Source organism: Aquabacterium parvum (genome assembly GCF_001447195.1).
Taxonomy (GTDB): Bacteria; Pseudomonadota; Gammaproteobacteria; order Burkholderiales; family Burkholderiaceae_C; genus Aquabacterium; species Aquabacterium parvum.
Genome location: NZ_LFRI01000415.1, coordinates 100,816 through 121,952, shown reverse-complemented (window position 1 = coordinate 121,952; position 21,137 = coordinate 100,816). Strand labels below are relative to the sequence as shown.

The 21,137-nt window shown below is 66.0% G+C and carries 24 protein-coding genes; 16 read left to right on the top strand and 8 right to left on the bottom strand.

What is annotated here, in order from left to right:
* Positions 1-122 precede the first annotated feature (122 nt).
* On the bottom strand, positions 123-1,238 hold the full coding sequence (locus ABG80_RS17275) for a sigma-54 interaction domain-containing protein (protein ID WP_058088853.1): 1,116 nt from the start codon (positions 1,236-1,238) through the stop codon (positions 123-125).
* Positions 1,239-1,447: 209 nt separating this feature from the next.
* On the opposite strand from ABG80_RS17275, the gene ABG80_RS17270 reads away from it, so the two are divergent.
* Entirely contained in the window at positions 1,448-2,158 is a 711-nt protein-coding gene (locus ABG80_RS17270) for an ABC transporter ATP-binding protein (RefSeq protein ID WP_058088883.1), read from the top strand.
* Here the strand turns inward: ABG80_RS17270 and ABG80_RS17265 are convergent.
* Positions 2,129-2,842, bottom strand: a complete 714-nt coding sequence (locus ABG80_RS17265; protein WP_152987701.1) for a ComF family protein — start codon at positions 2,840-2,842, stop codon at positions 2,129-2,131. The two genes, ABG80_RS17270 and ABG80_RS17265, sit on opposite strands and share 30 nt — an antisense overlap.
* A gap of 218 nt (positions 2,843-3,060) precedes the next feature.
* On the opposite strand from ABG80_RS17265, the gene ABG80_RS17260 reads away from it, so the two are divergent.
* From ABG80_RS17260 to ABG80_RS17230, 8 genes are all read left to right on the top strand, one after another.
* Positions 3,061-3,969 (top strand): class I SAM-dependent methyltransferase, encoded by a 909-nt coding sequence (locus tag ABG80_RS17260; protein ID WP_235513917.1) that lies wholly within the window; start codon positions 3,061-3,063, stop codon positions 3,967-3,969.
* A 206-nt stretch (positions 3,970-4,175) separates the two neighbouring features.
* Positions 4,176-4,730, top strand: a complete 555-nt coding sequence (locus tag ABG80_RS17255) for a DUF2244 domain-containing protein (RefSeq protein WP_083506231.1) — start codon at positions 4,176-4,178, stop codon at positions 4,728-4,730.
* A 110-nt stretch (positions 4,731-4,840) separates the two neighbouring features.
* Positions 4,841-5,989, top strand: coding sequence for a cytochrome c oxidase subunit II (coxB, locus tag ABG80_RS17250; protein WP_058088849.1), 1,149 nt, complete (start codon positions 4,841-4,843; stop codon positions 5,987-5,989).
* Between the two features lie 52 nt (positions 5,990-6,041).
* Entirely contained in the window at positions 6,042-7,658 is a 1,617-nt protein-coding gene (ctaD, locus tag ABG80_RS17245) for a cytochrome c oxidase subunit I (RefSeq protein ID WP_058088848.1), read from the top strand.
* 12 nt (positions 7,659-7,670) lie between these two features.
* On the top strand, positions 7,671-7,808 hold the full coding sequence (locus ABG80_RS23285) for a cytochrome oxidase small assembly protein (protein WP_200964338.1): 138 nt from the start codon (positions 7,671-7,673) through the stop codon (positions 7,806-7,808).
* Positions 7,805-8,410: a cytochrome c oxidase assembly protein gene (locus tag ABG80_RS17240; protein ID WP_058088847.1), complete on the top strand. Its 606-nt coding sequence runs from the start codon at positions 7,805-7,807 to the stop codon at positions 8,408-8,410. Before ABG80_RS23285 ends, ABG80_RS17240 begins: the two co-directional genes overlap by 4 nt.
* Positions 8,407-8,637, top strand: a complete 231-nt coding sequence (locus ABG80_RS17235) for a DUF2970 domain-containing protein (RefSeq protein WP_058088846.1) — start codon at positions 8,407-8,409, stop codon at positions 8,635-8,637. The genes ABG80_RS17240 and ABG80_RS17235 overlap by 4 nt, the downstream gene beginning before the upstream one ends.
* Positions 8,638-8,694: 57 nt before the next feature.
* On the top strand, positions 8,695-9,579 hold the full coding sequence (locus ABG80_RS17230) for a cytochrome c oxidase subunit 3 (protein WP_058088845.1): 885 nt from the start codon (positions 8,695-8,697) through the stop codon (positions 9,577-9,579).
* A 79-nt stretch (positions 9,580-9,658) separates the two neighbouring features.
* Here ABG80_RS17230 and ABG80_RS17225 read toward each other — a convergent pair whose 3' ends face one another.
* Positions 9,659-9,880: a twin transmembrane helix small protein gene (locus tag ABG80_RS17225; RefSeq protein ID WP_058088844.1), complete on the bottom strand. Its 222-nt coding sequence runs from the start codon at positions 9,878-9,880 to the stop codon at positions 9,659-9,661.
* Between the two features lie 50 nt (positions 9,881-9,930).
* Between ABG80_RS17225 and ABG80_RS17220 the strand changes: the two genes are divergently transcribed.
* From ABG80_RS17220 to ABG80_RS17200, 5 genes are read left to right on the top strand one after another with little or no spacing between them, the layout of a single operon-like run.
* Positions 9,931-10,788, top strand: a complete 858-nt coding sequence (locus tag ABG80_RS17220) for an SURF1 family protein (protein WP_058088843.1) — start codon at positions 9,931-9,933, stop codon at positions 10,786-10,788.
* Positions 10,789-10,794: 6 nt separating this feature from the next.
* Positions 10,795-11,499: an SCO family protein gene (locus tag ABG80_RS17215; RefSeq protein ID WP_235513916.1), complete on the top strand. Its 705-nt coding sequence runs from the start codon at positions 10,795-10,797 to the stop codon at positions 11,497-11,499.
* Positions 11,500-11,513: 14 nt separating this feature from the next.
* Complete coding sequence (locus tag ABG80_RS17210) at positions 11,514-12,800, top strand: COX15/CtaA family protein (RefSeq protein ID WP_083506233.1); 1,287 nt, start codon at positions 11,514-11,516, stop codon at positions 12,798-12,800.
* A gap of 24 nt (positions 12,801-12,824) precedes the next feature.
* Positions 12,825-13,754: a heme o synthase gene (gene cyoE, locus ABG80_RS17205; RefSeq protein WP_058088841.1), complete on the top strand. Its 930-nt coding sequence runs from the start codon at positions 12,825-12,827 to the stop codon at positions 13,752-13,754.
* Between the two features lie 6 nt (positions 13,755-13,760).
* Positions 13,761-14,393, top strand: coding sequence for an SCO family protein (locus ABG80_RS17200; RefSeq protein WP_083506229.1), 633 nt, complete (start codon positions 13,761-13,763; stop codon positions 14,391-14,393).
* Here ABG80_RS17200 and ABG80_RS17195 read toward each other — a convergent pair whose 3' ends face one another.
* From ABG80_RS17195 to ABG80_RS17175, 5 genes are all read right to left on the bottom strand, one after another.
* Positions 14,394-15,272: a D-hexose-6-phosphate mutarotase gene (locus ABG80_RS17195; RefSeq protein WP_058088840.1), complete on the bottom strand. Its 879-nt coding sequence runs from the start codon at positions 15,270-15,272 to the stop codon at positions 14,394-14,396.
* The gene (locus ABG80_RS17190) at positions 15,269-16,234 is read right to left on the bottom strand and encodes a DUF429 domain-containing protein (RefSeq protein ID WP_058088839.1); all 966 of its coding nucleotides are present in this window, start codon (positions 16,232-16,234) and stop codon (positions 15,269-15,271) included. The genes ABG80_RS17195 and ABG80_RS17190 overlap by 4 nt, the downstream gene beginning before the upstream one ends.
* A gap of 4 nt (positions 16,235-16,238) precedes the next feature.
* On the bottom strand, positions 16,239-16,667 hold the full coding sequence (locus tag ABG80_RS17185) for a BLUF domain-containing protein (RefSeq protein ID WP_058088838.1): 429 nt from the start codon (positions 16,665-16,667) through the stop codon (positions 16,239-16,241).
* A 6-nt stretch (positions 16,668-16,673) separates the two neighbouring features.
* Positions 16,674-17,420, bottom strand: a complete 747-nt coding sequence (gene folE, locus ABG80_RS17180; protein ID WP_083506228.1) for a GTP cyclohydrolase I — start codon at positions 17,418-17,420, stop codon at positions 16,674-16,676.
* A 155-nt stretch (positions 17,421-17,575) separates the two neighbouring features.
* On the bottom strand, positions 17,576-18,433 hold the full coding sequence (locus ABG80_RS17175; protein ID WP_058088837.1) for a hypothetical protein: 858 nt from the start codon (positions 18,431-18,433) through the stop codon (positions 17,576-17,578).
* Between the two features lie 108 nt (positions 18,434-18,541).
* Between ABG80_RS17175 and ABG80_RS17170 the strand changes: the two genes are divergently transcribed.
* Both ABG80_RS17170 and ABG80_RS17165 read left to right on the top strand, forming a co-directional pair.
* Positions 18,542-19,321: a M15 family metallopeptidase gene (locus ABG80_RS17170; RefSeq protein WP_058088836.1), complete on the top strand. Its 780-nt coding sequence runs from the start codon at positions 18,542-18,544 to the stop codon at positions 19,319-19,321.
* Between the two features lie 126 nt (positions 19,322-19,447).
* Entirely contained in the window at positions 19,448-21,115 is a 1,668-nt protein-coding gene (locus tag ABG80_RS17165; protein WP_058088835.1) for a hypothetical protein, read from the top strand.
* Positions 21,116-21,137: the final 22 nt, after the last annotated feature.

The following is a 21,137-nucleotide window of genomic DNA, read 5'->3' as shown; positions in this document are numbered from 1 at the left end:
GCCAAGGGCTCAAGAGGGAGGGGACTGTGGCGCGGGCGCCATGCTTGTGGGTGCCAGGGGTGTGGCGATGGGGTTGGGGGTGGGGCGCCGGCGCCACAGGGGGCGGCCGATCCCCATGGCGCTCAAGCAGGGTGCTCGATGCCCTTGCCGAAACCGGCACCGACACCGTCGCCCCGCTGCAGCCCGTGCTTGCGCACCAGCTGGCAAAACCGGCTGCGCTCTTTGCCAGCCAGCCTGGCGGCCAGGCTGAGATTGCCGCCAGCCTGGCTCAGCACCGCCATCAGGTAGCGTCGCTCGAAGGTCTCGATGGCTTGGGCCTTGGCTTGCGCGAAGGCGGCCATGGTGGGCGCTTCAGAGGGGCCATCAACGGGGAGACCCGACGCGATCAATGGCCCGTCGTCCGAGGGCGCGGCAGGGGGCACGCTGGGCGTTGCAGGCTTGAAGCTGGCTTGCAACTCAAGCTGTGCGCCGCTGCAAAGCAGGAAGGCGCGGTGGATGAGGTGTTCCAGTTCGCGGACGTTGCCTGGCCAGGCCCGTGGTTGCAGCAGCCAATCGGTGCTGCGCTCCGACAAGGTCCTGGGTGGGCAGCCATATTGCCGAACCAGGCGCTGAACAAACGCCCTGGCCAGCAGCAACACGTCGCCCTGTCTCTCGCGCAAGGGTGGCAGGGGCACGCTCAAGACGTTCAATCGGTAGAGCAGGTCTTGTCGGAACCGCTCCTGCTCGACCAGTTGGGCCAGGTCCGCGTTGGTGGCGGCCACGATGCGAACGTCGGCATGCCTGATCTGTGGGGACCCCAGCGGACGGTAGCTGCGATCCTGAGCGAAACGCAAAATGGCAGCCTGAGCCCGAGGGCTCAGCGAGTCGATTTCGTCCAGGAAGAGCGTGCCGCCGTGTGCTTGCCCGATCACCCCCAGGCTGTCGGATTTGGCATCGGTGAATGCCCCCCTCGTGTGCCCGAAAAGCTCGGCCTCGAGGATGCTGTCCGGTAGCGCGCCACAGTTGATCGGCACAAAAGGGCCGTGCCGCCTGGGGCTGAGGTAGTGGATGGCGCGAGCCGCCAGCTCTTTGCCTGTGCCGGTTTCGCCGCAAACCAGGACCGTGGCATCCACCCGAGCGCATCGGTGGAGCAAGGCCAGGGCTGAGCAAAAAGCGGGCGATTCGCCATGGAGGTTGAGACCGCTCCAGTCCGGGGCGGTGATCCGATCGGGCTCGTCGGGTGTTTCAAGCGCTTGCATAGGGTTCCTCGGGACTGGCGCGCCAGCCCTGCCTGCGTTCGGCCGCGATGGACGAGCCATCGTCGCGGCACCTGTTGTGGGCCCCATTCTGGTCGGGGCCATGAGCGGACCTCAACCCCTAGAACCGAATCGTTTGAGCGCAAACAAACGCGATGCGCGCGGCCCTGTACAGTTGCTTTCTCGATCGCCTGACATTCGACCGCCTCCCGATGAGCACGCCCATCATCCGCATCCAGCACCTGAGCAAGGTCTACCAGCGTGGAGGACAGCTCATCCCTGTGCTCAACGACATCAACCTCACGGTTCAGCCTGCCGAGTTCGTCGCGTTGATGGGTCCCAGCGGGTCCGGCAAAAGCACCCTGCTGAACCTCATCGCGGGCATCGATCAACCCAGCTCCGGCACGATCGAAGTGGGTGGGGTGGACATCTCCACCCTGGGTGAGAGCGCCTTGGCCGACTGGCGGGCTGCGCACGTCGGCTTCATCTTTCAGTTCTACAACCTGATGCCGGTGCTGACGGCCTTCGAGAACGTCGAGTTGCCTTTGTTGCTGACCGGGTTGTCTCGCAAGCAACGGCGCGAGCATGTCGAAGCGGCGCTGGACATGGTGCGGCTGACGGACCGCATGGACCACCACCCCAACGAGCTCTCAGGCGGCCAGCAACAGCGCGTGGCCATTGCGCGAGCGCTGGTCACCGACCCCACCCTGATCGTGGCCGACGAGCCCACTGGTGACCTGGATCGCCAGACGGGCGAGGAAATCCTGGCCCTGCTGGATGAGTTGCACCGTGACCTGGGCAAGACCATCGTGATGGTCACGCACGACCCCAAGGCCGCTGCAAGAGCCAGTCGGCAAGTCGAGCTGGAAAAGGGTGTGCTGGTGGATGCGCCGTCAACGCCAGCCCTGGTCGTCAGGCCCTGACGGGGGCGAGGCCTCGGTGTCGGGAGGTGGTGTTCGTGCCAGCACCCAGGCGGAGATCCCCGCCACGTGGTGCCGCCTCAGCAGCCGACTGATTTCGTCGAGGGTGGCCCCGGTGGTGAGCACGTCGTCGACCAGTGCGATGTGGCGGCCGCGCAGCCGCGCACCCCATTTCGGGCTCACCTGAAAAGCGCCATGGATCGCGCGGAGTCGCTCCTCGCTGTCCAGCGCCATGAGCCTGGGCGTGCTGCGGGTGCGAACGAGTGCCTGGTCGGTGGCGGGGCGGCGCAGGACCCGACCCAGGCCCTTTGCCAGCAGCCACGCCTGGTTGTACCCCCGCTCGGCAAGGCGGTGGGCCGACAGCGGCACGGGCAGGATCAGGTCCACCCGGTGCGGGCGCTGGCGAACGGCGTCGGCCATCAGTTCAACGAAGTGACCCTGCATGCTGGAAGCCCGCTGGAACTTGAAGCGGGAAATCAGGCCCGACCAGGGAGGAAGGTAGTCGAGCGCGGTGATGGCGCGGTCGAACTCGGGCTGACGAGCCTCGCAAGCCGTGCAGGAGTCGGCCTGGGTGGCGTCGGGCCAGGGGAGGGCGCAACGTTTGCAGCGAGGCAACTCGATGCGCCAGCTTTGCTGGCAGGCACGGCAGACGGGCTGCGTTTGCCAGCGCCCGCAGATGGCACACAAGCCAGCCCATTTGGGCAGGCCGATGGGACCCCATGGTGTCAGCGACCGCGGCGAAAGCCCGGACAAGCATTTGGCAGGCATGGAATCAATATACTGAGCAGTCCCTCACGGAGGGAATCGCCCTTGCGTGGGCGTTCTATTGGACGCCCCCAGTGGCCATGCCCATGACCGACGCACCCTTGCCTTCCTCGTCCCCTTCACCAATGGAGGGCGGTAGCTTGCCGCCTCCCTGTTCGCCCGACCCGGTTGCCTTGCGCCGTCAGCACGAGCGCCTGTCACGGCTGCACCAGCGTCCGTGGCTTCACGAGGAGGTCGCGCGACGCCTGGCGGCCAAGCTCGAGCCGATCCGAATCGAGCCGCTCGATTGGGTCGACTGGTCGGCTTGGCTGGGTGGTGGGCAAAGCTTGGTGGCCCAGCGCTACCCCCAAGCCCGCCGCTGGGTGGTGGAGCCCACGCCGTCGTTGGCTGAACGCAGTCGCCTCGGTGCCCGGGCGGAGGCTGGGTGGCTCGGGCGCTTGTTGTCCGCGCAGCCTGTGGTGCTCACCGAACCCGTTCGCCAGGCGCCGTGGCCCAAGGCTGGGGTGCAAATGCTCTGGGCCAACATGACCTTGCATGGCGCACCGGATCTCAAGTCGCTGATGGGGGCTTGGCACCGTCACCTGTCGATTGGCGGCTTCCTGATGTGCTCGGGCCTGGGGCCTGACACGGCTCGCGAGCTGCGCGGCTTGTACCGAGAGCTGGGCTGGCCGATGCCCACCATCGATTTCATCGACATGCACGACCTGGGGGACGAGCTGCTGCAGGCCGGCTTCAGCGACCCTGTCATGGACATGGAGCGCCTGACCCTGACCTGGGCCAGCCCCGAGACCATGCTCGAAGAGTTGCGCACCTGGGGCGGCAACGTCTCTCGCGGTCGCATGCCCGGGCTGCGCACCCCCGGCTGGAAGCAGCGCCTGATCGAACGCATGGGCGAGCGCCTCATGCAGCCGGACGGCCGCATCGCGTTGACGGTCGAGTTGGTTTATGGCCATGCCGTCAAGCCAGAGCCCCGCGCCAAGGTCGCCCCGGAGACCCGGGTGTCGCTCGATGACATGCGTCGGATGGTGCGCAAGCCGGGCCATCCCTGATGCCTGGCAGCTGCGTCGTCGCGGCACCGTGACATTCCCGCACAAACTGCGGGTTATTCATAGCATGCCTTGCATGATTCCTTGTTGAGGCAGCGCAAGTGGCTGGCTAGAATGATTTTCATCGGACGAAGGGCACCCCCCGACCTCCGTGTCCATGCTGGAGTGATCCTCCAGGTGTGAATTCAGCCAGCCGGAGACTTGGCGAGATGACCGCCACAGCGTCACCCGTCCGCATGCTGCCCAACGCCCCGATGCGATTCGGGGTGTGGCGCGCCCTCCCGGTGTCCCGGCGCTCGCGACAGGCTTCTGTCTCCGAAGCCTGGCAGGCGGAGTGGCGTCTGCCTCGCGTGATGCCGATTTCGACCTCCCGTTTTGTTTTCTGCAGCCTGGCTCTCCTCGTTTTATGGGGCTTGACGCTCGTGTTGGCTGGCGGCTCCTGGCGAGCTTGGGGGCCGGGTTTGGCGGGGGGCTGCTTGCTGACGCTCGCCGGCGCAGCATTGCTCGCTCGCATGTCCTCCGACGGTGAGCACATCGCCATGCACCAGGGCCTGGTCCGCGTGACTTGCTGCCAGGGCGGGCGGGTGCGCACCACCGATTTCCTGCCTCGCTGGGTGCGCATCGAGCCCGAACAGCACGATCGCTCCCTGGTTCGTCTGTCCGGGCAAGGTCGATCGGTCACGGTCGGCGAACACATCCAGCCCCGTGAGCGTCGGCAACTGGCGGATGAACTCCGCTGGGCTCTGAGGCAACTGGACGACTGATTCCCCCATCGCATCGCCCGGCCTGACGCGCACAGCGCGCGCCAAGCCAGACACCGCGTTCCACCCATGACGTGAAGAGCAACGAGATGAGCCAAGTTCCTGGGATCCGAATGAATGCATGGCGCCGCCCCATCGTCGCCATGGCCTCGCTTTGCCTGGCGGCCTCTGCCTGGGCCGTCAACGACTTGCCCGGCGGCCCCGCAGTGGGCCAGATCGACCTGCACCCGCCGGTGACCAAGATCGCCGCCGCCCAGCAAGACCTGCACAACCTGATGCTCTACATCTGCCTGGCCATCTTCGTCGGTGTGTTCGGGGTGATGTTCTATTCCATCTACAAGCACCGCAAGTCCAAGGGTCACAAGCCCGCAGATTTCCACGAGTCCACGACTGTCGAAATCATCTGGACCATCGTGCCCTTCCTGATCGTCATCGGCATGGCCTTGCCGGCCACCAAGGTGGTCGTGGCCCAGAAAGACACCACCAACGCCGACATCACCATCAAAGCGGTGGGCATGCAGTGGAAGTGGGGCTACGAGTACATCACCGGCGAAGGCGAAGGCATTCAGTTCATCTCGACCCTCGATGCCAGCCAGCGCGCGCTGTCCGATGCTGGCAAGCCCACGGGCGACGACTACCTGCTCAAGGTCGACAACGCGATGGTGGTGCCGGTGGACAAGAAGGTGCGCATCATCACCACGGCCAACGACGTCATCCACTCCTTCATGGTGCCGGCCTTCGGCATCAAGCAGGACGCCATCCCCGGCTTCGTGCGCGACACCTGGTTCCGCGCCGAAAAGGTCGGTGATTACTACGGTCAATGCGTCGAGTTGTGCGGCAAGGAGCACGCCTACATGCCCATCCACGTCAAGGTGGTCACGGCCGAGGCCTATGCCAAGTGGGTCGAGGACAAGCGCAAGGAAATCGCGGCCAAGGCCGATGACCCGAACAAGGTCTGGACGCTCGAGGCCCTGGTGGCGCGCGGCGAGAAGGTCTACAACGCCAACTGCGCGGCCTGTCACCAGGCCACTGGCAAGGGCGCAGGCGCCATCAAGGCCCTGGATGGCTCGACCGTGGTGCTCGACAGCGATCGCGGCAAGCAGATCAACGTGCTGCTCAATGGCCAGAACAACATCATGCCGGCCTGGAAACAGCTGTCCGACACCGAGATCGCAGCTGTCATCACGTTCACCAAGAACCATTGGTCGAACAAGACGGGCCAGATCGTGCAGCCCGCCGAGGTGCTGGCCGCCCGCAAGTGAGCCGAACCGCTGCACCGAGAACCGACAGATCTGATCTTCGAAAGGACGCTCCATGAGCGCAGTGCTTGACCATGGTGGCCACGGCCACGACGACCACCACGACCACCCACACGGCTGGCGTCGCTGGGTTTACGCGACCAACCACAAGGACATCGGCACCTTGTACATGCTGTTCTCGCTGACCATGCTGATGATCGGCGGGGTGCTGGCGCTGGGCATCCGTGCAGAGTTGTTCCAGCCCGGGCTGCAGTTGGTCAACCCCGAGCTGTTCAACCAGCTCACGACCATGCACGGCATCATCATGGTGTTCGGCGCGATCATGCCGGCCTTCGTGGGTTTCGCGAACTGGATGCTGCCGCTGCAGATCGGCGCCTCGGACATGGCCTTCGCGCGCATGAACAACTTCAGCTTCTGGCTGATGATCCCGGCGGCCATTATGCTGGTGAGCTCGTTCTTCATGCCCGGTGGTGCACCCGCCGCCGGCTGGACGCTCTACGCACCGCTGACGCTGCAGATGGGCCCCTCGATGGACGCCGGCATCTTCGCGATGCACATCCTGGGCGCCTCGTCGATCATGGGCTCGATCAACATCATCGTGACCATCCTGAACATGCGCGCACCGGGCATGACGCTCATGAAGATGCCCATGTTTGCCTGGACCTGGCTGATCACGGCCTACCTGCTGATCGCGGTGATGCCGGTGCTGGCGGGTGCCATCACCATGACGCTGACAGACCGCCACTTCGGCACCAGCTTCTTCAACCCGGCCGGTGGCGGTGACCCGGTGATGTACCAGCACATTTTCTGGTTCTTCGGTCACCCCGAGGTCTACATCATGATCTTGCCGGCCTTCGGCATCATCAGCCAGATCGTGCCGGCCTTCGCTCGCAAGAAGCTGTTCGGCTACGCCTCGATGGTGTACGCCACGGCCTCCATCGCCATCCTGAGCTTCATCGTCTGGGCCCACCACATGTTCGCCACCGGCATGCCGGTCACGGGCCAGCTGTTCTTCATGTACGCGACCATGCTGATCTCCGTGCCCACGGGCGTGAAGGTCTTCAACTGGATCGCCACCATGTGGCGCGGCTCGATGACGTTCGAGAGCCCGATGTTGTGGGCCGTGGGCTTCATCTTCGTGTTCACCATGGGTGGCTTCACCGGCTTGATCTGTTCGGTGGCGCCCATCGACACCCAGATCCAGGACACCTACTACGTGGTGGCGCACTTCCACTACGTGCTGGTGGCCGGCTCGCTGTTCGCGCTGTTCGCCGGTTTCTATTACTGGGCCCCCAAGTGGACGGGCGTGATGGTGCCGGAGTGGAAGGGCAAGCTGCACTTCTGGTGGTCGCTGATCGCCTTCAACGTCACCTTCTTCCCGATGCACTTCCTGGGCCTGGCGGGCATGCCGCGTCGTTATGCCGACTACCCCATGCAGTTCGCCGACTACAACGCCCTGGCCTCGGTCGGTGCCTTCGCCTTCGGCTTTGCTCAGGTGTACTTCATCTTCGGTGTGCTGATTCCTGCCATGCGTGGCAAGGGTGAGCCTGCGCCGGCCAAGCCCTGGGAGGGTGCAGAAGGCCTGGAGTGGGAAGTGCCGTCGCCGGCCCCCTTCCACACCTTCGAGAACCCGCCCAAGCTGGACGCCACCGCCACCAAGGTGATCGGCTGAGGAAGTTGAGCCATGACCCAGTTCGCTGACTCCACCGACAAGCCGGTGCAACGCGTGCGCAACGTGCGCCTGGCCCTGATCCTGGCCTCGATCGCTGCAGCCTTCTTCGTCGGCTTCGTGGTCAAGATCACCCTGTTGGGCAAGGCATGAGTCAAACGCCTGGTCCCGTCGGGTCAGCCTGGTTGGCTCGCTTGCGCAGGGCCAACCTGCAGATGGTGGGCAAGCTGGTGGTCGTCACCGGGGTGATGTTCGGCTTTGGTTACGCGATGGTGCCCATGTACAAGCACATCTGCGAGGCCTTGGGCATCAACGTGCTCTCGCTGTCCGAACAGCAGGTCTCGCGCGCGGGTCAAGGCAAGGTCAACACCCAGGTCGATCGCAGCCGCACCATCACTGTCGAGTTCGATGCGAACGCGCGGGGGCCTTGGGGTTTCAAGCCAGAGGTGCGGTCGGTGAAGGTGCACCCGGGCGAGATCGCCACCGTGGTCTACGAGTTCACCAACGAGCAGGGCCGGACGATGGCCGCTCAAGCCATTCCCAGCTACGCACCGAAGCAGGCCACTTCGCACTTCAACAAGATGGAGTGCTTCTGCTTCACGGAGCACACGCTCAAGCCTGGTGAGAGCAAGCGCTGGCCGGTGGTGTTCGTGATCGACCCCAAGTTGCCGAAAGACGTTTCCACCATCACCCTGTCCTACACCTTCTTCGAGGTGGGCGGCAAGGTGCCGGCAGCGCCGAAAGGGGCGGTGTGAGCGAGGACCTGAAGCAGGCGGTGCAGCGCAAGGGCTCTTTCTGGCAAACGGTCAAGGCGGTCGGTTGGTCGTTCTTCGGGGTGCGCAAGGCGTCCGGGTACGAAGAAGACATCTCCAAGGTCAACCCGGTGCACGTGATCGTGGCGGGGGTGCTGGCTGCGGTGCTGTTCGTGCTGGGCTTGGTTGTTTTGGTGAAGTGGGTCGTGGCCAGTGGTGCGGCGACCTGAAGGTTTCATGTGTTGAAGTGATGCGCTCAAGGGCGTTCAAGGTCTGAGGAGATCGTGATGTCGACAGCGGTGAACAAGGGGCAGGCCCCCTACTACTACGTGCCAGGGCCGTCCAGGCACCCGGTCATGGCCTCCATCGGCCTGTTCTTTGTCATCCTGGGCGCGGGGCAGTGGGTCAATGGCTCCAGCTGGGCCCCGTATGCCTTGGCCTTCGGGTTGGTGTGGTGGCTGGTGGTGCTCAAGCAATGGTTCTCGCAAGCCATCGGCGAATCCGAGAGTGGGCTCTACAGCGACCGCATCGACGTGTCCTTCCGCTGGAGCATGGCCTGGTTCATCTTTTCCGAGGTGATGTTCTTTGGTGCCTTCTTCGGGGCGCTTTACTGGGCGCGCCTGCATGTGCTGCCGTCGCTGGGCAACATCGAGAACGCCTTGCTCTGGCCTGATTTCAAGGCCATCTGGCCTTCCGAGATGGCCGGCGCCACGGGCTCGCCTGCGGGCACGGTCGAGCCCTTCCGCACCATGGGCCCCTGGCCCTTGCCGACGATCAACACGGCCTTGCTGCTGACCTCGGGCGTGACCCTGACCGTGGCCCACCACGCGCTGCGCGAAAACCACCGCGGCAAGTGCATCGCCTTCATGTGGATGACGGTTTTGCTGGGCGTGGCCTTCCTCATCTGCCAGGGCTACGAGTACTACGAGGCTTATGCTCACTTGAACCTGAAGCTGACGTCCGGCATCTACGGTTCGACCTTCTTCATGCTGACGGGCTTTCACGGCATGCACGTGTTCGTGGGCATGCTGATGCTGCTGTTCATCACGCTGCGCCTGCAGAAGGGCCACTTCACGGCCGATCGCCACTTCGGGTTCGAAGGCGCTGCCTGGTATTGGCACTTTGTGGACGTGGTCTGGCTGGGCCTGTACGTGGTGGTGTACTGGTTGTGAGGCCCATGCCTCTTGCCGGCTTGGGCTGGCAACAGGCGTCACCGAACCAGCAAGGCGCTCCAAGGAGCGCCTTTTCCATTCAGCCTCCCAGCGGCACGCCAGTTGGGTGGATCCAGCCCATCTTGTAGGCGATCAGGATGAACGCGAACAGCGCAATCGACAGGCCCACGCGCAGCGCCAGCGCACGCACCATCCGGTTGCTCTTGGGTTGGCCGTCGCGGCCATCTTGCAACAGGGCGCGACCGGCAAAGGCCAGGGCCACCACAATGGCCACCAGGGCCAGCAAAAAGACGATCTTCATGCGCTGGATGATGTCCGCCTGAGCTTTGCGGAGACCACAGGATGAACCCGATGCACAAGCGCTGGCTGGCGGTGGCCGCGGGCGTGACCGTTGCCATGCTGACGGCACGCCTGGGTGTGTGGCAACTCGACCGTGCTGCTGAGAAGGCCACGCTGGCCGATTTTCAGCGGCAGCGCGCCAGCGCAGCGCCTTGGAGCGGGCGCGACTGGCCTTGTCGGACAGGGTTGAAGTCGGGTGCGCCGGCACCTTCGGCAGAGCCCAACACGCAGCAAGGCTCTGGCAAGTCGGGAGCGGAGGTCAGCGCCGCCTTGCCCGCGCAGCAGCCTGTCGCCCTGCGAGGTCGCTGGCTGAGCCAACACACGGTCTTCCTGGACAACCGGCCCATGGGTGGTCAGCCTGGTTTTTTCGTGGTCACCCCCTTGCGCTTGTCTGATTCGGTCTGTCCGGGTGGCATCGTGCTGGTGCAGCGTGGCTGGTGGCCGCGCGATGCACAGGACCGTCAACGCCTGCCCGAGTGGCCCGAGGCCGATGGTGAGGTGGTGGTGCGTGGCGTCGTGATGGCCCAGGTGTCACAGACCTACGCCCTGGGTGAGGAGGGCCCACCGCCGCGCGGGGCGGTTCGTGTGCTGCGCCAGAACGCCGATGAGGCCTTCTGGCGCGCGTGGCTGGGGCAATCCCCGCTACCCGGCGCGGTGCTGCAAGGGCATCCTGAGACCATGATGTCTGATTCCCAGGCTGGTGTCGCCCTTCCTGACCTGCGGCGCGACTGGCCCCAACCTGACCTGGGCGTCGACAAGCACCACGCCTACGCGGCGCAGTGGTTCGCCTTGTCCGCGCTCGCGGTCGGCCTCACACTCTGGTTTTCGATGATCCGACCGCGGCGCGCGCGGCGGTCGGTCGCTGCCTGAATCCTCATGACACGCTCTGCTGCCCCCGCGCAACCGAACCCGATGGCGACCGACCCGATGATCCAGTTGAGTGTTCACAGCCTGCCGGCTGCTGACCAAGCCCAGACCCAACGCACGCGCGTGGGCCGCATCAAGATGCTGTTGGTCTGGGCGGTGTGCGCCGCCCCGGTGGTCGCCTCCTACTTCATGTACTACGTGGTCAGGCCCGAGGGACGCACCAACCATGGTGCGTTGATCCAGCCGGTGCGCGCGATGCCTGAGTCCGCTGCATTGCCACTGCTCAACCTGCAAGGCTCGCCGGTGTTGCCCGCCTCGCTCAAGGGGCAGTGGTTGCTGGTGTCGGTGGCCGGAGGGGCCTGCGAAGCGGCGTGCGAGAAAACGCTCTACCTGCAACGCCAGCTCCGCGAGTCGCTGGGACGGGACAAGGACCGCGTTGACCGCGTCTGGCTGGTGAGCGATGGCGCTCCGGTGCGCGAGGCCCTGCTGCCTGCGCTGCAGCAGGCCACCGTGTTGCGGGCTCCTCAGGCCGATCTGGCGCGTTGGCTAGAGCCGGAGGCCGGCCGTCAGCTTGCCGATCACCTCTACCTGGTGGACCCGCGTGGCGACTGGATGATGCGTTTTCCGGCCAACGTCGATTTCACCAAGGCCAAGCGTGACCTGACCCGCCTGCTCAAGGCCAGCGAGGCCTGGGACGAGGCGGGTCGTCAGTGAGCGAGGACAGGGGCATGCAGGCATCCGCTTCCTTGGGACAACAACTCGTCGACCTGGCCCCCTTGATCGAGCTGCTGCTGCTCGGGGCGGGCCTGGCCTTGTTGCCAGCGGCCGCGGTGGTCTGGCGCGCTCGCCGACAGGGGGTTCATGGTTGGCCAGCCTGGCAACGCGTGCTGACGGTGGCCACGCTCTTTTTGACGCTGGACCTGGTGGCGTTTGGCGCTTTCACGCGCCTGACCGACTCCGGTCTGGGTTGTCCGGACTGGCCGGGCTGTTACGGCGAGATGAGCCCCTTCCATGCGCGCGACGACATCCACGTCGCGCACACGTCGGCGCCCACAGGGCCGGTTTCGCCCACGAAAGCCTGGATCGAGATGATCCACCGCTACCTGGCCACGGCCGTCGGCGCCCTGATCACGGGGCTGATGGTGCTGGCCTGGCGTCAGCGTGACGTGCCGTGCGCGCTGTCGCCGTGGTGGGCCACCTGGACGTTCGTGTGGGTTTGCGTGCAAGGCGCTTTTGGGGCGTTCACGGTCACCATGAAGCTGCAACCGCTGATCGTCACCGGGCACCTGCTGGGTGCTTTGCTCGGTGTGGCCCTGCTGACCACCCAGGCGCGAGTGCTCGATCCCGCGCCGGTGGGTGGCGCCGAGGGCAGCGATGAACGCCGCGCCCTTTGGGCGAGATCGGGCCTGCGCCGAGCGGGTTTCGTGGTGTTGGCCCTGCTGACGCTGCAGATCGCCTCGGGCGCCTGGGTCAGCACCAACTACGCCGTGCTGGCTTGCGCCGAGTTCCCGACCTGCCAGGGGCAGTGGTGGCCGCCGATGGATTTCGAGGGGGCGTTTCACCTGTGGCGTCCGCTGGGCGGTGACGGCCAAGGCGGCGTCATCACCATGGCCAGCCTGACCGCCATCCACATGGCGCACCGACTGCTGGCGGGTGGGGTGGCGCTGGCCTTGGTGCTTTTCGCCTGGCGGCTGTCCAGCTGGCGCCCCGGAGTGGATGGGGCCGGCTGCTCCCAGCCTGTTTGGCGCCGCGAGGCCCGGGTGCTGGCGCTGCTGCTGCTGGCCCAGGTCGTCACGGGTCTGAGCAACGTGGTGCTCGGCTGGCCGTTGGCTGCCGCCCTGGCCCACTCCTTTGGCGCGGCGCTGCTCGTGTGGTGGCTCACGCGCCTGTTGGTGCTGCCGCGCCAGCAGGCTGCCTGGCGGGCCTTGCTCGACGGCCAGCACGCCAACCCAGGCTCCGTTTCCTCTGGACATCAGGGACATCACGCTACAGCCTCGCGGGCTTGTGCGTCATAGTCCCGGCAGCCACCTGAACCGACCATGACCGACACCGTCGCGACGCCCCCAGCCCCCGTGGCCATGCCCGCCACCCGCCTGCCGTCCAAGTTCCACCAGTACCACGTGCTGACCAAGCCGCGGGTGGTGCAGCTCATTGTTTTTTGTGCCGTGATCGGCATGCTGCTGGCCGTGCCCGGTGTGCCCACGGCCGCCGAGGCGCTCACGGCCCTGGCCGCCTGCATCGGCATCTGGCTGGTGGCCGGTTCGGCCGCCGCCTTCAACTGCCTGATCGAGCAGGGCATCGACGCGCGCATGAAGCGCACCGCCTGGCGGCCCACCGCACGGGGTGAGCTCAGCCGCACCCAAACACTGGTTTTCAGCGGCACCCTGTGCGCGGCAGGCATGCTCATCCTGGGCCTGTGGGTCAACCTCTTGACCATGTGGCTCACGCTGGCCACCTTCGTGGGCTACGCCATCGTCTACACCGTGGTGCTCAAGCCGCTGACGCCGCAGAACATCGTCATCGGTGGGGCCTCGGGTGCCATGCCACCGGTGCTGGGCTGGGCGGCCATGCGGGGTTCGGTCGACCCCGAGGCGCTCATGCTGTGCCTCATCATCTTCCTGTGGACGCCGCCGCACTTCTGGGCCCTGGCGCTGTACCGCGTCGAGGACTACGCGCGCGCCGGTCTGCCCATGCTGCCGGTCACGCACGGCAACGAGTTCACGCGCCTGCACGTGTTCCTCTACACCATCATCCTGTTGGCGGGCAGCTTGCTGCCCTTCATCTACGGCATGAGCGGCTGGATCTACCTGGTCTCGGCGCTGGTGCTGGGCCTGATGTTCATGGCCTACGCTTTTCGGCTCTGGCGGCGTTACAGTGACGAGCTGGCCCGCAAGACCTTCCGCTTCTCCATCATCCACCTGATGCTGATGTTCGCGGCCTTGCTGGTCGATCACTACTGGGTGATTTGACCTGACATGAACCGAAACGATTTGAATCGCCGCAGCCTGCTGCGGTCGGCAGCCGCCTCGTGGCTGGTTTTGCCGCTGCTGGGCGCCTGCGACAAGGCCGGTCAGCCGGTGGTGCCCAAGCTCAGCTTCAACGCGGTGGACATCACCGGTGCCGAGTACGCGCGCAAGCTCTCGCTCAAAGACGTCGATGGGCGCCAGCGCGACTTGGCCGAGTTCAAGGGCAAGGTCTTGTTCGTGTTCTTCGGCTTCACGCAGTGCCCCGACGTGTGCCCAACCACCATGGCCGAGTTGGCAGAGGTGCGCCGCCGCTTGGGCCCCGATGGCGATCGCGTGCAGGGCATCTTCATCTCGATCGACCCGGCGCGCGACACGCCCCAGGTGCTCAAGGCCTACCTGCAGGCGATGGACCCGAGCTTCGTGGGCCTGACAGGCTCCAACGAGCAGATCGAGGCCGCGGCCCGCGAGTTCAAGGTCTTCTACCAGAAGGTGCCCATCAGCGAGGGCAACTACACCATGGACCACACGGCCGGTGCCTACGTCTTCGACCCCGAAGGCCATGTGCGCTTGTTCGTGCGCTACGGCATGGGTGTTGACAAGGTCACGGCCGACCTGAGGCAGTTGCTCGGCAAGGCCGCCTGATCAGAACGCTTCCAGCGTCAGGCTCTGACGCCCGTCCCAGTCCTGCCCAGGCGCCAGCTTGACCGGCTCGAGGATGCGGGCGGCCTCCAGGCACAGCATGTGCTGCCAGCCATCGTCGGGCATGTCGGCCAGGCGTGAGGCCCCATCGGCACCGGGGTTCCAGACCACCACATCCGGCATCTCCTGCTGGTCGATGCGCAGGCGGCGAGGGCCGTCGCGCAGCAGCAGGTGTTCCCGCACGTTGGCGTAGATGCGGTCGATTTCGCCGTGGAAACGCTTCTCGGGGTGGTCCTCGATGGTCTCGCCACCGTTGATGCGGTCGATGAAGCGTCGACCGATCAGGCCCTGCAGGCGCACCTGGGAGAGCTCTGACACGGCCAGGTAGGTGTGCAGGGCCGCAGCGAAGGACCAGGCCGTCTCGCCTGTGTTCTCGGCGTGCAACTCGAGGTCGAGCCGGTTGGCCTCGATCGAGATCGTCAGCTCCAGGCGGAAACCGTGCGGCCACAGGGCGCGCGTGGTGTCGTCGTCGCTCAGGACCAGCGTCACCTGGGCGTGTTCTTCGCCCACGCGGCCGCCGTCGATCGCCCAGGTGCGGGTGCGGGCCAGGCCGTGGCGGGGCAGCGAGGTGTCCGGGCCCATGAGCTCGAACTGCGGGAAGACGACTGGCACGCCACCGCGCACGGACATGCCCGGGTCCGCGACGGCCTGGGGCGAGAGGTAGAGCTGCTCATCGGCGCCAGCGGGCACCCAGGAGACCAGGTGGGCGCCATGCAGCAGCACCGTGGCGCGGGAGCCGTCGGGCGCTTTGAGCACGATGGCCGGCTGACCCAGCACCTCGGTCACTTCGAATTCTTCAGGCAGGTTGTCGGTGTGATTCATGCCGAGAGTATCCATCCTTCGACCGGGTCGATGCCGTCGGGCAGGCCCCAGCGTGTGTGGCCTGCTTCACGTTGTGCGTGGGCCCACGCCGCCTGCATCAGGCAGAGCACCGCGTCGAGGCGGTCGCCTTTGGCATCGCTGACCAGGTGATCGCGTTGCGCGGGGCTGAGTTTGAGGCGCAGGCCCAGCCGGGAGCGGCCCTGCTCCAGCGCATCGACCATGTCCATGCGGGCGATCAGGCGCGCCTGCTGCGAGGCCACATCGGCCTTGGTGTCGGTTTTGTAGCTTCGCCGGCCCAGCAGTTCATGGGCGAGCAGGCCGGGGTAGGCCTCCAGGGCGATGGCGTCGGGGCGGCCGCTGCGCAGCCCTGGCAGGCTGAGGTCGGCATCGACCAGGCGCTTCATGCCTTCGAAGTACATCTTGCCCACAGGCACGTAGCGGGTCTGCAATGGGCTGGTGCTGGAGACCCCAGGTGAGGCCTGGTCGGTGGGCCGATGCAAGAGCTTGGGGCCCTCTGGCCGCTCGGTGTGCCAGGTCTGCCCCCAGCCATCGACCAGGCGCTGGAAGCCGGCGCGGTCAATGCAGTGCCGGTGCAGGGCCTGGATCAGGCCATCGGCTTGCGACGTGGTGGATGATGGGGCGGCGGGCGCGCCTGACGAACCTGCCGAGCAAGTCAGCGTCGCGAGCCGTTCGGGCAATTCACCAGGGCCATGCACCCGCAAGGCCTCCACGAAGGCACGGGGCAGGCCAAAGGGGAAGTCGCAACCCATGACGAAACCGCCGGGCAGGGCCGTTGAACCTGGTTGGATGATGGCAGACAACGCGTCGTGGCTGAGCACGTCATCGACCCGATCCAGGCGAATCACCGCCCCGACACGTCGGCCCCATGCCAGGGTCAGGGGCTTGCGGGGGCTGGGCGCACAACTGAAGTCCAGGCCCAGCAGGATCTCGGGCAGGCTCACCGGCTCAGCAGGTGCGGCTGGCAATGGAAGCCGTGGCGATCAGTTCTTCGAGCATGGCCATCGAGGCCTGACCGCAGCTGGCGTAGGGGTCCAGCTCGGCCTTGGTCGAGTACTTCAGCAAGATGGCCGGGTTCACGCGTGCCAGGTTGACCTGGCCCATCGACCAACCCGCAAACCGGCGCTCGGTGATTTCCTCGTAATGCAGCAGGATCACGTCGGTGTGGCGCGGGTCATTGGCGATGCGGTTGTAGAGCGCGCTGACCACATCGCGCCCCCCTTCGAGCACCTGCATGAAGACATCACCACTGTGGCAGAGCAAGCCCGTGACTCCCGCTGCCGGGTTGCCCTTGCGAGAGGCCTGCAAGATCGCGTCGATCACCTCAGCCGTGAGGGGTTCCTTGGCGCGGCTCGCGTACAGCAATCGGACCAACATGTTTGATCAGCCTTTGCGTTGGTTGACGAGGGCGAGGAATTCGCGGCGCAGGTTCGGGTCCTTCAGGAAGGAGCCGCGCATCACGCTGTTGATCATCTTGGAATCCATGTCCTTGACGCCGCGCCAGTGCATGCAGAAGTGGTCGGCTTCCATCACCACGGCCAGGCCGTCCGGGTTCATGCGCGTTTGCAGCAGCTCGGCGACCTGGGTCACGGCTTCTTCCTGGATCTGCGGGCGGCTCATGATCCAGTCGATCAGGCGAGCGTATTTGGACAAACCGATCAGGTTGGAGTGCTCGTTGGGCATCACGCCGATCCAGACACGGCCGATGATGGGGCACAGGTGGTGCGAGCAGGCGCTGCGCACGGTGATGGGCCCAACGATCATCAGCTCATTGAGGCGTTCCACATTGGGAAATTCAGTCACCGAGGGCACGGCTTGATAGCGGCCCTTGAAGATCTCGCCCAGGTACATCTTGGCCACCCGACGGGCCGTGTCCTGGGTGTTGTGGTCGCTGTCGGTGTCGATGACCAGGCTCTCGAGCACCCGACCCAACTTGCCCGCGACTTCATCGAGCAGTTTGTCCAACTCTCCGGGTTCGATGAATTCGGAGATGTTGTCGTTGGCGTGAAAGCGCTTTTCAGCGGCCTTGATGCGTTCGCGGATGCGCACCGACACGGGCACGCCATCGTCGTCCTGCGCAGCGGCGGACTGGGCGTGGGGGTCGATGGCTCGGAGCGTGGGCGTGGTCATGGGCAATCCTGGCGGTGCGGTCGCGCGGCGTGGATGCCTTGCGGTTGCGAGAGGGCGCATCCTAACGACTGCAGGCCCATTGTGCACACGCCCGGCTGTGTGCCCGCATGCGAAGCAGGGCAAACGCTGTTCAAAACCAGTTCAAGCGCCGCTGATCAGGGGGTGTGACAGGCTGGCAGGGAGGGGTGTTGCACGCAGACCTTGGCCCGACAGACCGAGGTCTGTGCGGACGTGCCAGTGCCGCACTGCTGCAGCGCCAGCGTTGGCGACGGCGGTGCTTTGCGAGGGCCAGCGTGGGCCAGCATGGCTTCGACCAACGCGACGTCCTCCTGCGAGGTCACGGGCTCGCGTTTGGTGTTGGCGTTGGTGCTGGCGCTGCCATGGGTGCTGGTGCGTTGAGCGCCCGGTTTGGCTGATTTGGCGAGGCGCTCGGGTTCGGTGTTCGATGGCGCAGCGGACTTGGTTGGAGGCGATGGTGGCGGGTTCTGAGGCGCGGCCGACACCGGGCTGCTGCCGGGGTGGACGCTGTTCGCGGATGACTCCGCTGGCGCCTGAGCGAGCATCGCATCTCGGGTGACGCCGCCAGCCGGGGGCGACAGGTCGATGATTTCTGCCGCATCGGTTGCGGATCCACCAGCCAGGCGCGCCGTGGTGCTGACATTCGCCGGAGCCTGCAGCGACGCAGTTTGCACGGCGGGTGGCGGGGCGGGCGGCCGCCTGAGCAACTGGATGAAGCTCAGCAGCATCACCAGCATGCCCAGGCCCATCGCCGCCATGAGGGCGCGCGTCAACCATGGGTGGGCGCGGCCAGTCGGCAGGCGCCCGGCTTGCGGGCGCCTGCGCACCCCGCGTTGGGACTCCAGGGTGGAGAGCAGGCGGATGCGTTGCGGGTCGATGTCTTCCACCGACTCCTGGTCGAAGTCCGCAAAGAGGCTGGGTCGACCTGCGTCAGGGCGAAGGGGTCGTCGTCCCGGTTGGCGGGCCGAACCGGTGGTGTGGGTGTCGCGTGTCACGACGGGCTCCCGAATTCTTTTTTTGATGAACAATCGCCGCATTCTAAAGAGCGGACTTGCCGCCTCCAACGCCTGGGGGCCGGTTTGCAATCAATCGTTACAGGGATCATGCATCTGGGGTGGGTACTGGCCTGGTTCGCGCTGGGCAGCTTGTTGTTGTCTGCGCTCGTGTTCCCGATGTGGTGGCGCGGGCGCGGTGCCCGCCTGGGTGCGGCTTCGCGCGTGCTGCTTGGGCGCTCGCGGGTGTGGTGGCTGTCTGTCTTGCTGCTGCTTTTGCCGGCCCTGCTGATGTGGGCCTGGCTTGGCTGGCGCCCCCAACAGGCGGATGCATTCGACGACAGTGCCCTGGGGGTCAACCACCAGGTGAGCGAACTGCTCCGAGGCGAACAGCTCGTGCCTCCGCCACCACCGCCGCCCGAGCTGTTCGCCACCGCAGAAGTCGAGGTGATCAGGCCCATGCTGTCGAGCGCGGACCGACGGTGGGAGCGCATGGACGCGGACTTCGTGCAGGCGCTGTTGCGTGTCTTCAAGGTGATGAAAGAGGTCCACGGCTACGACATGGCCTTGCTGGAGGGCTACCGCAGTCCGGAGCGCCAGGCGGTGTTGCTGGCGCGCGGGCCGAGCGTCACGGGTGCAGCGCCCGGGCAGAGCTACCACCAGCATGGGCTGGCAGCCGATTGCGCTTTCTTGCGCGATGGGCGCCTGGTCATCTCCGAGCGAGACCCTTGGGCCATGCGCGGCTACGAGCTCTACGGGCAGGTGGCCGAGCAGCACGGGCTCACCTGGGGTGGGCGATGGCGCCTGATGGATTTCGGGCATGTCGAGTGGCGCAAGCCCGGTCTGCGCCTGCCCAAAGCGACACAGCTTGTAACGACCCACCCCTCGTGAGGGGGGCAAGGCCCCATGGCCCAGCGCTTAGACTCGGGCCGCTCCGGCGAGACATCCGTCGGCGACACACATCATCAAACCGATCAATCAGGGAGTGCGGGCTCGATCTGGCCCGTGCGGCAAGGCATGTCCAAGGCAGTCAAGGCAGCCGGGTTGGGGCTCGTCATTTTCGTCACCGTCTGGGTGGTGACGTTGTGGCAGTGGTACCGCAGCCAGCAGCCGCTCAACAGCGAGGAAGTCGCCACGCAACTCATCTTGTTGCCGGTGGGGCTCACGCTTGCTGCCTTGCTGGCCTGGTGGGGCGCCGCTCGTTTGCGCCAATGGCTGGCCAAGCCTGTCGAGGCGGCTGTTGTCGCAACGCCTGTGGGTGGGGTTGACCCGGCGCAAAAAAACGAGGGGGGCGCCGCTGTGCAAAGCATGCCTCTCGGGCTCGCGTGCATCCTGGCCGAAGCCCTGACCTTGCCCGAGGGCGACGACCCGCAGGCGGCGTGGACAACGTTGCGTTCTGGGCAGTTGCGCCCGGGCCTGGATCCGCAACTTCAGGACGCGGACGGCATGCCGATTTTCAGCTCCCGGATGGCGGGGCTGTCCACAGAAGACTGGCTCGATGCCCACGCAGAAGTCACGGCTTCACCCTTGCCAGAGTCGCTGTTGCGAGCGATGGCCCTGATCGAAGCTCCCCTGCATCAACTGCTTTGTGCCTTGCCCGCTCCCGATGGGCTTGAGTGGGCTGGCGCTGGCACCGAAACCGACCTCGGCTCATCGGTGCGAGGCGAGGGCGGCGCAACCTTTCTGTCCGGGGTGGGGCAGTCGGGTGGTCGCGACCAGGCTCTTCGCCGGCGAGAGCTGGCCCCGTCGCTCGACATCCAGCTCTGGGTGCCAGCAGATTGGACCGACGAGCACCGTTCACTCTTTCTCGACTGGTTGCGCCATCAGTCGGGCATGGCGCTGGACTGGGCCCGTGCATCGGGCTCGGTCGAGCCCCGCTGGTCTGTGGCGTCGATCGATGGCCCTGAAGCGGGTTGGGATCACCTGTTGCCGCGCCTGAGCGAGCTGCACGCCGACGCGCGGCCGCGTCTGCTGCTGGTGCTGGCGGCGCAAAGCCTGGTCGACGAGGGCTGCGTGGCGGGATTGCAGGCGCGGGGCGAGCTGTTCACCACCCAGCACCAGGGCGGCCGGGTGCCGGGCGAGGGAGCGGCTGGCTTGCTCCTGGCCAATGCCCCGATGGTCGCGCGCTGCACACCGGCGCAGCACCCGTGGTTGGGCATGCCGTGCACAGCTCGTCGCCAGAGGTCTGCAGATCGGTCGGGTCGGCCCGGGTCGGATGAGCTCATTTCGGTGATGCAGCAGGCGCTTTCGCCGTGGGTGCAGGCTGCGCCAGGCGCGAGCGGGGCGGGGCGCTGGTGGTGCCTGTCGGATGCCGATCACCGGCCAGGTCGCGCCAGCGAGCTGTTCGAGGCTTTTCAGGCTTTGCAGCCCGATGCTGAAGCCATGCAGTCGGTGCTGCGGCTGGGTGACGTGTGGGGCGAGCTGGGCATTGCCCGAGCCCTGCTGCCCGTGGCACTGGCTGCCAGCGTGGTGCGACACGGCGCACAGCCTGCAGGCGACGCGACCGAGCAGCTTGCGCCGGCGCTGGTGGGGCTCACCCAAGGCAGCCACCGGCGCTGGGCCATCCCTGTCTGGCCAGCCAGCTTGGTGCCAATGGCCTTGGCAGCCCTCCATCCGCCTGGGGACGCAACGCTCGCCCCTTCTACCTCTGCGGCCGCTTCCGTGGCCGAGCCGCTGGCCGCCTGACGGCCGCTTGATCGTTCCTGTT